General features: G+C 71.8%; 11 protein-coding genes. 5 read left to right on the forward strand and 6 right to left on the reverse strand.

Going from position 1 to position 12,946, the window contains the following annotated elements; all coding sequences use genetic code 11:
* Positions 1–171 precede the first annotated feature (171 nt).
* From ACJ6WD_RS20430 to ACJ6WD_RS20455, 6 genes are all read right to left on the reverse strand, one after another.
* Positions 172–2,112, reverse strand: a complete 1,941-nt coding sequence (locus tag ACJ6WD_RS20430) for an ABC transporter ATP-binding protein (protein ID WP_407616307.1) — start codon at positions 2,110–2,112, stop codon at positions 172–174.
* 352 nt (positions 2,113–2,464) lie between these two features.
* Positions 2,465–3,010 carry a hypothetical protein gene (locus ACJ6WD_RS20435; protein ID WP_233657550.1) on the reverse strand — a complete coding sequence of 182 codons (546 nt, stop codon included), beginning with the start codon at positions 3,008–3,010 and terminating at the stop codon, positions 2,465–2,467.
* The gene (locus ACJ6WD_RS20440) at positions 3,007–4,251 is read right to left on the reverse strand and encodes a helix-turn-helix domain-containing protein (protein WP_407616308.1); all 1,245 of its coding nucleotides are present in this window, start codon (positions 4,249–4,251) and stop codon (positions 3,007–3,009) included. Before ACJ6WD_RS20440 ends, ACJ6WD_RS20435 begins: the two co-directional genes overlap by 4 nt.
* 244 nt (positions 4,252–4,495) lie before the next feature.
* A complete protein-coding gene (locus ACJ6WD_RS20445) occupies positions 4,496–4,699 on the reverse strand; it encodes a hypothetical protein (RefSeq protein ID WP_233657552.1) in 204 nt (67 codons plus the stop codon).
* A 1,044-nt stretch (positions 4,700–5,743) separates the two neighbouring features.
* On the reverse strand, positions 5,744–6,037 hold the full coding sequence (locus tag ACJ6WD_RS20450) for a hypothetical protein (protein WP_233657553.1): 294 nt from the start codon (positions 6,035–6,037) through the stop codon (positions 5,744–5,746).
* On the reverse strand, positions 6,034–6,738 hold the full coding sequence (locus tag ACJ6WD_RS20455) for an HNH endonuclease family protein (protein WP_407616313.1): 705 nt from the start codon (positions 6,736–6,738) through the stop codon (positions 6,034–6,036). Before ACJ6WD_RS20455 ends, ACJ6WD_RS20450 begins: the two co-directional genes overlap by 4 nt.
* Positions 6,739–7,068: 330 nt before the next feature.
* Here ACJ6WD_RS20455 and ACJ6WD_RS20460 point away from each other — a divergent pair, with 330 nt between their 5' ends.
* The 5 genes from ACJ6WD_RS20460 (at position 7,069) to ACJ6WD_RS20480 (ending at position 12,941) form a co-directional block, all read left to right on the forward strand.
* Positions 7,069–8,730: a GMC oxidoreductase gene (locus tag ACJ6WD_RS20460; RefSeq protein ID WP_233657555.1), complete on the forward strand. Its 1,662-nt coding sequence runs from the start codon at positions 7,069–7,071 to the stop codon at positions 8,728–8,730.
* A 216-nt stretch (positions 8,731–8,946) separates the two neighbouring features.
* Positions 8,947–10,335, forward strand: coding sequence for a glycosyltransferase (locus tag ACJ6WD_RS20465; protein ID WP_331246330.1), 1,389 nt, complete (start codon positions 8,947–8,949; stop codon positions 10,333–10,335).
* 56 nt (positions 10,336–10,391) lie between these two features.
* The gene (locus ACJ6WD_RS20470; protein WP_016574084.1) at positions 10,392–11,450 is read left to right on the forward strand and encodes a DegT/DnrJ/EryC1/StrS aminotransferase family protein; all 1,059 of its coding nucleotides are present in this window, start codon (positions 10,392–10,394) and stop codon (positions 11,448–11,450) included.
* A gap of 31 nt (positions 11,451–11,481) precedes the next feature.
* Positions 11,482–12,657 carry a cytochrome P450 gene (locus ACJ6WD_RS20475; protein ID WP_275465979.1) on the forward strand — a complete coding sequence of 392 codons (1,176 nt, stop codon included), beginning with the start codon at positions 11,482–11,484 and terminating at the stop codon, positions 12,655–12,657.
* Positions 12,658–12,749: 92 nt separating this feature from the next.
* On the forward strand, positions 12,750–12,941 hold the full coding sequence (locus ACJ6WD_RS20480; protein WP_233657558.1) for a ferredoxin: 192 nt from the start codon (positions 12,750–12,752) through the stop codon (positions 12,939–12,941).
* The last annotated feature ends 5 nt before the right edge of the window (positions 12,942–12,946 follow it).

Consider the following 12,946-nt stretch of genomic DNA (forward strand, 5'->3'; position numbering starts at 1 on the left):
CGCACACCGCGCCGGACGGCCGGGCCGTGCCACACGCGCCGCCGTGCGGTCCGGCCGCGGCTTCCCCTGCCCGCCCCGCCGGCGCCTCCGGCCCTCCCTCGACCGTCACACGGGTGCGCCGGTCCGGGGCGAGCGGAGGGCCGTCGTTGCCGGCGGGGTTCGGGCTCGGTCCTAGCGCTCGGGCTGGTGCGCCTCCCGGGTGTGCTGGTAGGTCCACAGTTCACGGAACAGGCCGTCCTGCGCGACCAGTTCGGGGAAGGTGCCCTGTTGGACGACGCGGCCCTTGTCCAGTACCAGGATGCGGTCGGCCACGGCCACGTTGGTCAGCCGGTGGGTGATGAGGACCACCGCGCGGGTCGCCGCGATCTGGCGCAGACCGGCGAAGATGCGGTGCTCGCCGAGCGGGTCGAGCGCCGAGGTCGGCTCGTCCAGGACCAGCAGTCCGGCCGGCCGGTGGAACGCCCGGGTGAGGGCGATCCGTTGCCACTGCCCGCCGGACAGTTCCTGTCCGCCGAGCCAGTCGCGGGCCAGCACCGTGTCGAGCCCGGATCGCAGTTCGGTGACCACCTCGTCGGCGCCGGACCGCGCGCAGGCGTCGTGCACGTCGGCGTCGCCGCCCTCGGTGGGCCGGCCCAGGGTGATGTTCTCGCGGGCGCTCAGCGGCCAGCGCGCGTACTCCTGGGGCACCAGCGCGACGTGCGACCACATGGCGTGCGGATCGAGGTCGTCGGTGGGGACGCCGTCCCAGGTGACCGCGCCGGTGGTCGGCAGGTACAGCCCGCTGAGCAGCTTGGCCAGTGTCGTCTTGCCGCTGCCGTTGTAGCCGACCAGGGCGACGACCTCGCCGCGCCGCACGTCGAACGAGACGCCCCGCAGCGCGTCGTTGGCGGCCTCCTCGTAGCGGAAGACGAGGTCCTCGACGCGGATCTCGCGCGGGGCCGCGGGCACGAGGGTGCCGCGGCGCATCCGGAAGCCGCCGGCCTCCGCGAGGAACTCCGACCAGTCGTCCATGTAGAGCCCGGTGCGCATGATGCGAGCGCCGCCGGCGACCAGGCCCCGCAGCGCCGTCCCGACCGTCTGCAACGCGAACACCGCGGTGCCGGCGTGCCCGACGCTCATCCGGCCGGTGGCCAGCAGCCACACCACCGTGCCCCAGACGACCGCGGACGCCAACCCGCCGCACACCGCGCCCACCGCGGACATCCGGGCCCCGGTGTTCGCCGCGCGCCGGTCGGCGCGGTTGATGCGCTCGGTGATCTGCCGGTAGCGCCCGACGAGGAAGTCGGCCATGGTGCCGGCCCGGACCTGGTCGGCGGCGTACCGGTCGCAGACGTGCCACCGGAGGATCGACAGCAGCCGGTAGTCCCCGCCGGCCCGCAGCCGCGCCAGGTAGCGCACCCGGGCCGCACCCACCTGCGCCACCGCCTGGGGCAGACTGGCCAGCGCCAACAGCGGCAGCAGCGCCGGGTGCAGCGCGGTCAGCACCGCCGCGCCGGCGGCCAGGGAGGCGACCGAGGCGATCAGGTCCTGCCCCTCCCCCACCAGGTCCTGGACGATCTCGGCACCGCGGTCCGCCGCCTCCTTGCGGTGGGTGAACCCGGGCGCGTCGTAGGCCGACAGCTCGACCTCGGTGACCGCCTGCAACAGCCGGAGTTCGGCTTCCCGGGACATCTGCGGCCCCAGGCGGGACGACAGCCACACGACCACGATCCCGAGGGCCGACCGCACTCCGGCGGCGGCGGCCAGCAGGACCACCGACGGCCAGGCCCCGAGCAGCCGGCCGTAGATGTCCCCGCCGGACAGCAGGGCGGTGATCGTCCCGCTGACCGCCAACAGTCCCAGCGCCTGCATCGCGCCGGAAGCGGCCTGGCAGACCAACAGCCCCAGCGCCGCCCACCGGTCGATCCGCCAGGCCAGGGCGACCGAGCGGCGCACCAGCCGCGGCAGCCGCCGGGCCATGTCCACCAGCCGGATCTGCCGCGCCGCCCGTTCCCGGCTGCCCGTCCGGTCGACGTACTGCAACTCCTCGCCGTTGGCGCTCACTTCACCGGCCACCGGCCCGGGTTTCTCCTTCGTCGTGCGCTCCGCCACGCCGACTCGCCTGATCCGCATCGTCCTCGTTCCCCTTCCACGGTCATCGGCTGGTGCCCGCCGGCGCGGCGCGGTGGGGCCGCCGGCTCCGTGGCCGGGGCCGGGCCGGTCCCGCGGCGTCAACCACGCGCCGCGCCGGCCCGCGCCGCCACGGACGCGTTCGAACGGAACCGGCCCCCGCGCGAACGCGGAACGCCCGGCACCCGCTCGCCCTCCGAGGCGCACGAGGGGCACAGGTGCCCTAAAGAACGGACCCCACCGGCCCCCGTAACGGGTGATCCGGGAGCAGTCGATGCACGCACGTTCCCCTCGCGCACCGCAGCCCATGGGGGACCTGGCGACCGGGCACCGACGACCACTCGAACAGCGCGGGTCACTCGTGCGGGGTATTGCGGGCCGCTGCCGGCAGGCGGCCCGCGGGCCCGCGCGCCACCCTCTCCGGGCGTCCCGGGCCGCGGCCGGCGAGCAGCGCGTAGCGGACCCGGCTGACCTCCGCCCCCATCGCCTCCGCGGTCTCCTCCACCGAGTAGCCGAGCACGTCGTGCAGGACGAACGCGTCGTATTCCAGGGCGGGATGGCGCAGCCCCACCCGCTCGAAGAGCCCCGGCGTCAGGTCCGCCGGATCCGGTCCGCTCCCGCCGCTTCGCGCGCGTATCCGGGCGCTCACCACGGTCCAGGCACAGGCCGCCGGGTTGGGCCGACGGACGATGTCGGCCCACCGGATGGCGACCTCCCCCATCGCCTCCCCCAGGACCCGGGACGCCGCCGGCTCCGCCACGTGGGCCAGGGCGTAGCCGAGGTAGCGCGCGCCGTGCAGGGCGTAGAGGGCCTCGAAGGCCGGCGGCAGGGTGACCGCGGGCGGGACGACGGGACGGCGGCCGGCCGGGACCGGCGCGCGGAAGGGGGCCGGCGCCCTCATCCGAACGCCTCCGCCCGCGGCGTACGGCGCTCGGAGACCAACCCGCAGGTGAGGCGGGAGAGTTGGGTGAGTCGGGCGTGGTCCCAGAGCGGACGGATGTCGTCGGGGCGGCCGTGCAGCACGCCGACGACCGCACCGACGGTCTCCCAGTCCGGCACCAGGGAGCCGTGCAGCAGACCGTTGACCTCGCACTCGGTCAGGGCGTGCCCGCTGGAGCGGCAGATCGCGGCGGGGTCCGGGCACGCGGCGGACAGGTACAGCCCGCGCAGCGCCGCGTGCAGGCTCCCGGCCCGGGCCAGGCGCCGTCCGTGGGCGGCGTCCCACAGCGGACGGACGGTTTCCGGATCACCGCCGCAGGCGTGCACCATCCGGCGGGTCACCTTCCAGGAGGGGCTGCGTTCGCCCGACAGGATCCGGGAGACGTACGAGGCGCTCACCCGCGCCTCGACGGCGAGGGCCCGGAGCGTCTTGTCGCTGGCGCGCTGGAGGTGGGAGAGCGCCGAGGCGAGCGCGGTGCGGGAGTCCTGGCCCGGTGGTCCGCCGTCCGGTCCGGCCGCGCCGCCGCCCTCGGCGTCACCGCCCGCTCTTGCCCCGCCGTCGCCGCCCTCGCCCTCCGGGTACGCGCGGCGCGGCGGCACGGCGCGGACGACGACGACCCGCCGCCGCTCCCCGTCCGTCCGGGGAGCCGGCCCCGACGGGTCGGAGCGGATCGGGGCGGCCGGCTGCTCCGGCCGGGCGGGGACGGGTGGCGGCTCCGCCCGGCCGGCCGGCGGCGGCGTGCCGGCGAGCGCCGCGCGGCGCGCCCGGCGCTGGGTCATCTTCCGGGCGATGCGCTCCGCCGTGTACGCCCGGCCGACCTTGTCCACCGTGATGCGCAGGGCCTCGGCGATGGCCGGGCCCTTGTGGCCGCGGTCGCGGGCCTGTTGCACGACGGCGGCGGCCACGCAGGACAGGTCACTGGAGAGCTCGACGACCTGCCGCAGCCCGGCGAGCGCGTCGCCGTCGCGTATCTGGTGCTGTAGCAGGGCGACCCGGAAGGCCATGTCGTCCACGGCCAGGCGGGCGTCCTCGTCGTGCGCCTTGGTGTCCGGGGTCCGTTGCGAACTGCGGATCTTGCGGACGGCCCGCCCGCACGATTCACTGCAGTACTTGCGGCGCCGCCCGGGACCGGACCCGCTCTCCACTTCGTTGCGGCAACCGGCCCTGGCGCAGGGGACCGGTCCGGGATCCTTAGGAGTCATCAGCTGTAATCCTTCTGGGGGGATGTGCCACCGTGAACTCGCCGCAGAATTGGGCGATTTGCGGTTTGCCGGCCGGAGAGGCGGCCGGGGCCCGCGGGCCGTCGGGCACCACGGGACGACCCCGGTGCCGCACCGGGCAACCCGCCGCGGCACCGGAGAGGACCTCCGGCACCGCGACGGGCCCGGGTTCCGACCCCTCGTCCGCGCACCGCCCACCACAGGGGGCGGTGCGCCCCGGACCGCGTCAGCCGGCGCGTCGGCGCTGGTGGCGGGGTCGGGGGCGGCGGGCGGCGAGCAGCGCGGCCAGCGCGGCGGCCGACACCCAGCGGACGTCGGCGCCCTGCACCAGGACGTTCCCCAGGTGCGCGATCGCGAGGAACGCGGCGAGCGGTGCGGCGAGTTGGACGTCGCACCGGATACCGATCCGGGCCGCGTGGCGGGCCTGCACGGGGTCGTTGACCGGGAAGTCACGCCGGTCCCCGGTTTCAACCGGGCCCCTGTGAGGGATGTTAGCTTCGTAGCGCTTCAACTGGGCTGCCTCCGGGCGCCAGTGAGGCGTTCGGTCAGGGGGCATCTGTCCCTCCTCGATCGAGTGCGATGCGAACGAGTGGCCCTGGCTCCGGTTCCCGCCTTGCCAGGGCTACCTCGTGTTCCGGGACGGTACATCGTCACAGATCCGATCCACCAACGCTACGGTCGGTTAATGGCACGATTGCGGTTGCCGGCACCTTCCCGATTGCGAATCTCTCTCCGGGTGCAACGCCCGTTCGGTTTTCCGCCCCGCAGAAGGGCGCCCGCAACGCCCCCGCTTCCCCCGGCTCGCCACCTCAACCCCGCGCGAGAACCAGGGTGAACGGGTGACCGTGAGCCGGAACCCACCGCCCCGGAATCCCGCCCCGCCCTCCGGTCGCCCGACCCTCGGACGCGACCCGCGCCGCCCCTTCCCCACCGGCCCACCACCCACCTGCACCGAGCAGCTCCTCGGCCGCCGTTCGGTCGAAGTACCTCGCCGAACAAGGTGGTTGGAGTCGACCGACTGCCGGGCAACCCCCTCGGCGGAAGCGGCGCGTCCGTCACTTCACGACCGGACGGAACGCCCCGCAGCACGACAGGACCGCGCGCGGGACGAGGAGGGGACGGTGCGCAGGGGTCAGGCGAAGGCCCTCAAGTCGCCGCCGTGGGCGATGGGGTGGCCTGGGTCGCCATCGGCGTCCACCACCTCGTGCTCGGCATCGCGTCGGTGCCCGGCGAGGAGGCGACCGGCGCCTCGGCGGGGTGGGCCGGGCACTGTCGCTGTTGGTGCACGGCCGGCCGCACCGGTTCCAGGTTCCGCTGGTGGCCCTCGAACTCCTCCCGCCGCCGCTCTCCTTCTGACTGGCGGACGCCGACGAGCGGTCCGTCGCGGCGGCCCGAGGCCGACGCACTTCGCGGATGCGAAGACGGGGGCGCGGTCAGTCGACCGGGCCCCCGTCGGGTCTCGCCTCGGTGTCGGTCAGGGCTCCGGGGTGGTCCCCGGCATCCGGGCGGCGCCGCCGGCGCGGACCGCGGCCAGCACCGACCGGTGCAGCGCGGCCACGCCGCCGGGCGGCACCCGGACCGGGCCGCCTTCGAGGTCGTAGTGCTCCTCGGCGCCGGTGTACTGGATGACGACCGCGGCCGTGCCGTCGCCCCGGTCGGTGGTGGTGACGGTCAGATCGCCGGTGATGACGCCGACCTGGACCGTCATCGCACCGCCGGGTCCGGCGGTGACCCGGTCGGTATGGGCGTCGGGTGCGGGGAGGGTCACTGTTCGCAGGTGTCCAGCATCTCGGAGAGCTTGGCCTTCTCCGGTTCGGTGATGTTCAGGTGGTAGAGGTGTTTGACGTCGGTCCAGGCCCGGGCGTAGGTGCACCAGTAGGCGTGCCGCGGCGGGGCCCACTGGTCCGGTGACTGGTCGCCCTTCTGCCGGTTGGAGGAGGCGGACACCGCGATGAGCTGGGAGTGCACCAGGTCGTTGGCGAACGTCCGGCGCTCGGGGGTGGACCACTCGTCGGCACCGGAGCGCCAGGCGTTGGCCAGCGGCACGACGTGGTCGATGTCGAGCTGACCGGAGACGTGGAAGACCTTCGCGTCGTACTCGCTGAACCACGTCCCGGAGACGGCCCGGCACTTCTCGTCCTGCTTGACGTCCTCGCCGTCGCGGGCGAGGACCACCTCACGGGTGTCGCACTCCCCGTGCTGCTTGATCCAGTGCGGGAACTTCGCGCGGCTGTAGCCGTTCATCGAGTGCGGTGCGGCGACGTGCAGCGTGGCGAGCTCGGCGCGCGCCACCGCAGCGGACGGCGGTTCGGGGAGCTTCGGCGGAGCGGCGTCGAACGCGGTCGCGGCGGGGGCCGGGGCGGGGCGCGGAGCCGGATCGGCTATCGCCGTCGTCGAGGCGGCGGGGAGGACGGCTGCGATGATCAGGGCTGTGGTGGTGGCGGCGCGGCGCCACCAGGCGTTGGTCAACACCCGGAGAGCATCACCAGGAGAAACGGTTCGGCATCCGCGGTTTCACTCCTTGGTGGGCAAGTTCGGAAGCTCGCATTCCGCCTCGGACCGCGAGCCGGTATAAAGCACGGCCGCCCGCGCGCGGGGCCACTGGCCCGGCGCCGGAGGGCGCCGGAGTCTAGTCGGTCAACGGCCCTGAAACCTCTGGCATTTCCCGCAGACTTTCGTGATCAGGATGGTGGCGCGCGGTGGCTCGGGTTGCCGGACGGCCCGCGGTCCCCCCGGGACGGCCCCCGCGGACCAGCCCTGCGGGGACAGCCCTGACGGCGAAGGCCAGGTACCAGCAACGTGTTCGAGAACCAACAGAACCAGCATCTGTCGCGGCGTCGTCTGCTCGGACTGGCAGCCCTCAGTGGTGCCGCCGTCACCGGCCTGACCACGATCTCCGCGGCACCGCGTGCCGCGGCCGCCGACAAGCGGAGTCCGCGGGCCGACAGCGGCTCGTTCGTGCCGGCCGTGGTGATCGGCACCGGATACGGCGCCGCGGTGTCCGCGCTGCGGCTCGGCGAGGCCGGGGTCGAGACGCTGATGCTCGAAATGGGCCAGCTGTGGAACAAGCCCGCGGAGGACGGCAACGTCTTCTGCGGCATGCTCACCCCCGACCGCCGCTCCAGCTGGTTCAAGTCGCGCACCGAGGCCCCGCTCGGCTCGTTCCTGTGGCTCGACGTGATCAACCGGGACATCGAACCGTACGCGGGCGTGCTGGACCGGGTGCACTTCGACCAGATGTCGGTGTACGTGGGGCGGGGCGTCGGCGGTGGCTCACTGGTCAACGGCGGCATGGCGGTCGTACCGAAGCGCGCGTACTTCGAGGAGGTGCTGCCGCAGGTGGACGCCGCGCAGATGTACGAGCGGTACTTCCCGCGCGCCAACGCCGCGCTCAAGGTCAACCACATCGATCCGGCCTGGTTCGAGAAGACCGAGTGGTACAACTTCGCGCGGGTCTCCCGCGAGCAGGCGGGCAAGGCGGGCCTCAGCACCACGTTCGTCCCCAACGTCTACGACTTCGACCACATGCAGCGCGAGGCGGCCGGTACGGCACCCAAGTCGGCGTTGGCGGGCGAGGTCATCTACGGCAACAACCACGGCAAGCAGAGCCTGGACAAGACCTATCTGGCCGCCGCGCTCGGCACCGGAAAGGTCACCATCGAGACGCTGCACCGGGTCACCGCGATCCGGCAGCAGGCGGACGGCAGTTACGTGCTGTCCGTGGACCAGAGCGACGCCAACGGCACGGTCATCGCCCACAAGGAGATCGCCTGCCGTCACCTGTTCCTCGGCGCCGGCAGCCTCGGTTCGACCGAGCTGCTGGTGCGGGCCCGGGACACCGGCGCGCTGCCCCACCTCAACGCCGAGGTCGGGGAGGGTTGGGGTCCCAACGGCAACATCATGACCGGGCGGGCCAACCACGTGTGGAATCCCACAGGTGCCCACCAGTCGTCGATCCCCGCCCTGGGGATCGACGACTGGGACAACCCCGACGCCCCGGTCTTCGCGGAGATCGCGCCGATGCCGGCCGGTCTGGAGACCTGGGTGAGCCTCTACCTGGCGATCACCAAGAACCCCCAGCGCGGCTCCTTCGTCTACGACAAGGCCACCGACCGGGCGATGCTGCGCTGGACCCGCGAGCAGAACGCGCCCGCGGTCGCGGCCGCGAAGTCGCTGTTCGACCGGATCAACAAGGCCAACACGACGATGTACCGCTACGACCTGTTCGGGCCGCAACTGAAGAACTTCGCCGACGACTTCTGCTACCACCCGCTCGGCGGCTGCGTCCTGGGCAAGGCCACCGACGACTACGGCCGGGTCGCGGGCTACCACAACCTCTACGTCACCGACGGCGCGCTCATCCCGGGGTCCATCGGGGTCAACCCGTTCGTGACCATCACGGCGCTGGCCGAGCGGAACATCGAACGGGTCATCGCGGAGGACGTGCGCACCGCCGCCTAGGTGTTCTGTCCGCCGACCCATCGGGCGCGCCCCAGGGCGCGCCGGACGACGCCCCTGTCGACCAGGGGCGTCGTGGCGTCCGGGCCTGGGCCGAGGACCGAACCCGGGTCTACGGATTTTCCGGTGGCCGGCGTGAGATCAAAGAGAGGTGCGGCCAGTCGATCCGCGCAGGGGCGTGCTCGCCGAACCCCGTCCGTCCTCGCTGAAAGGGAATCCATGGACTCCGCCCGACGGCCGATCCTTTTCGTCAGTCTTCCGGAAAGTGGGCTGGCCAACCCGCTGCTCGTCCTCGCCGAGGAACTCTCCCGGCGGAACGTGCCGGACCTCTGGTTCGCCACCGATGAGCCGCGGCGTGCGGACGTGAAGCGGATTTCGGTGGGCTCCCCGGTGGAATTCGGCTCGCTGGGGGAGGTCGTCAGCGAGCTGTCCGCGGTGACGTGGAGCGACGAGGTCTACCGGGAGATCACCCAGTCGTCGCGGTTCAAGGCGCATCGCGCGGTCATCAGGCACTCGTTCGTGCCGGCGGCGCAGGATGCGAAGTTCCGGAAACTGGCGGCCATCGTCGACGAGGTCCAGCCGGCTTTGATGGTCATCGACTGCATCAGCGGGTTCGGCATCGAGCTGGCCATCTCGCGGGGAATTCCCTTCGTGTTGAGCGTGCCGTTCGCACCGAGCAACGTGCTGACGGCTTTCACGCCGTTCGGGAAGGGGTACACGCCGTGGGGCTTTCCCGTCCCGCACACCGGACTGCCGTATCGCATGACGTTGGCGCAGCAGATCAGCAACCAGTTGTTCAAGTGGCGGACGCTGGCACTGTTCCTGGCGCCGCGGATGAGCAAGGTGGTGGCGCAGGACACCCGGCGGCGGAAGGAACACGGGCTGTCGTCGATGAGCCCGATGGAGCGGATCGAAAGCGCCGAGCTGGTGCTGTGCAACTCGATTGCCGAGCTGGATTATCCGGTGCGCATTCCGTCGCAGATGCGGTTGGTCGGGACGATGGTGCCGCCCCTGCCGGAGGCTCCGGACGACGAGGAGCTGTCGACCTGGTTGGACGCGCAGACCTCGGTGGTCTACGCGGGGTTCGGGACGATCACCCGGCTGACCCGGGATCAGGTGAGTTCCATGGTGGAGGTGGCCCGGCGCCTCGACGGACGGCATCAGGTGCTGTGGAAGCTGCCGTCGGAGCAGCAGCACCTGTTGCCGCCGAAGGAGACGCTGCCGGGCAATCTGCGCATCGAGAGTTGGGTGCCCTCCCAACTGGACGTGCTGGCGCATCCGAACGTGAAGGTGTTCTTCACGCACGCCGGCGGCAATGGTTACAACGAGGGCATGTATTTCGGAAAGCCGCTGGTGGTCCGGCCGTTGTGGGTGGACTGCTACGACCAGGCGGTGCGGGGCCGGGACTTCGGCATCAGCCTGACCCTCGACCAGCCTCGGGACATGGACGTCAATGACGTGGTCGACAAGTTGACCCGCGTGCTGGAAACCCCCTCCTTCCGCAGGAATGCGGAGCGGCTCGGTGCTCTGCAGCGGGCGGCGGGCGGTCGGGCGGCAGCCGCCGACCTGATCCTCGGGCTGCCGGTTCTCGCCGGGGCCCACCAGTGAAGAAGCCCGTGCGCGCGCGTCGGGCGTGTGGAAATACGAAGAGGATGAGGTAGCGGATGTCGTTCACATATCCCGTTTCCCGGCCCGCTTTGAACGGACGCGAGCTGGAGTACCTGACCGCGACGGTCGAGGACGGGTGGATATCGTCGCAGGGGCCGATGGTCCGGCGTTTCGAGCAGGCCTTCGCCGACTACAACGGGACCGCGCACGGCGTGGCCTGTTCGTCCGGCACGACCGCACTGACCTTGGCGCTCCGCGCCCTGGGAGTCGGTCCCGGCGACGAGGTGATCGTCCCCGAGTTCACGATGGTGGCCTCCGCGTGGGCGGTGACGTACACGGGTGCCACTCCGGTGTTCGTCGACTGCGGAGACGACCTCAACATCGACGTCTCGCGCATCGAAGAGAAGATCACGTCGCGGACGAAGGTCCTCATGCCGGTCCACGTCTACGGGCGGCGCTGCGACATGGACGCGATCATGGACATCGCGTTCCAGTACAACCTGAAGGTCGTGGAGGACAGCGCCGAGGCGCACGGCGTCCGACCGACCGGGGACATCGCCTGTTACTCGCTGTTCGCCAACAAGATCATCACGGCCGGCGAGGGCGGCATCTGCCTCACCGACGACCCCAAGCTCGCGGACCAGATCGCGCACCTGCGGGCGATGGCCTTCACCAAGGACCACAGCTTCCTGCACAAGAAGTTGGCGTACAACTACCGCATCACGGCCATGCAGGCCGCCGTGGCCCTGGCGCAGACCGAACGCCTCGACGAGATCCTCGAAGTGCGCCGCAGGATCGAGAAGCACTACGACGAGGGACTGGCCGACGTCCCCGGCATCACGCTGATGCCCCCGCGGGACGTGCTGTGGATGTACGACCTCCGGGCGGAACGCCGGGCGGAGCTCCAGGCGTTCCTGGCCGACCACTCCATCGAGACCCGGCTCTTCTTCAAGCCGATGAGCCGGCAGCCCATGTACTTCGACCCCGACTGGCCGTCGCTCAAGGCCAGCGAGTTCGCCGAGGACGGGCTCTACCTGCCCACGCACACCGACCTGTCCCCCGCCGACCAGGACTTCATCGTCAGCAAGATCCGGGCCTTCTACGGCGTCCGTTGATCGACCCCGTCGGAGAGAGGAAATTCCGTTCATGACGCACTCGGACCCGGTGGTGGTGGACTTCCCCACCCGCAAACCCGGCGTGCCCTTCCCGCCGCCCGACTACGACGGGTACCGCGACCACGAGGGGCTGGTCCTCTCGCGCCTGCCCAACGGCGCCCGGGCGTGGCTGGTCACCCGGCACGAGGACGTGCGCGCCGTGCTGACCGACTCCAGGATCAGCTCCAACCCCTCGCACAAGGGCTTCCCCAACGTCGGGACGGTGGGCGTGCCCACGCAGGAGCAGATCCCCGGCTGGTTCGTGGGGTTGGACTCCCCCGAACACGACCGGTTCCGCAAGGCCCTCATCCCCGAATTCACCGTGCGGCGCATCCGGGGGTTGCGCCCGGCGATCGAGCGCACGGTGGAGGAGCGCCTCGACGCGATGCTGGCCGCGGGCAACTCCGCCGACCTCGTCGCGGACTACGCACTGCCCGTGCCGTCCCTGGTGATCTCGACACTGCTCGGCGTGCCGCCCTCCGACCGCGACTTCTTCGAGTCCCGGACCCGCACCCTGGTCTCGCTCCGCGCCTCGACCGACGCGCAGCGCGAGACCGCCGTCAAGGAGCTGCTGCGCTACATCAAGCGGCTGGTGGGCATCAAGGCGAAGTGGCCCGGCGACGACCTCATCAGCCGGCTGCTGGCCGCCGGTTCGATCGCACCGCACGAGCTGTCGGGCGTGCTGATGCTGCTGCTCATCGCCGGCCACGAGACCACGGCCAACAACATCGCGCTGGGCGTCGTCACGCTGCTGCGGAACCCCCAGTGGATCGGTGACGACCGGGCGGTGGAGGAGACCCTGCGCTTCCACTCGGTCGCCGACATCGTGTCCCTGCGGGTGGCCGTCGAGGACGTCGAGATCGGCGGGCAGCTCATCAAGGCGGGCGACGGCATCGTGCCGTTGATCGCCGCCGCCAACCACGACACGAGCGCCTTCGAGTGCCCGCACATGTTCGACCCCTCCCGGAGCGCCCGTCATCACGTGGCGTTCGGCTACGGGATCCACCAGTGCCTGGGGCAGAACCTGGTGCGGGTCGAGATGGAGATCGCCTACCGCAAGCTCTTCGAGCGCATTCCCGACATCCAACTCGCCGTTCCCGATGAGGGTTTGAGCATCAAGTACGACGGCGTGCTCTACGGCCTGGAGCAGCTTCCCGTCCGCTGGTAGGCACCGTCCCGCCAGCGGAAGGCCAGTCCCGTCCGCCCGGTGCGCCAGTGGCCGCCGGTGGACCCCGATCCCCTTGCAGGAGAGACATCGGCATGCGTATCACCATCGATTCGGAGCGCTGCGTGGGCGCCGGCCAGTGCGTGCTGTCCGCGCCACAGGTCTTCGACCAGGACGAGGACGGGATCGTCACCCTGCTCGCCGCGCCCGGCCCCGACGAGGCGGCCAAGGTCCGCATCGCGGCGGCGCTGTGCCCCTCCGGGGCGATCACCGCACACGAGGGCTGACGCCC

The organism is Streptomyces sp. VTCC 41912 (assembly GCF_045799175.1).
In the GTDB taxonomy this organism is placed as follows: Bacteria; Actinomycetota; Actinomycetes; order Streptomycetales; family Streptomycetaceae; genus Streptomyces; species Streptomyces albulus_C.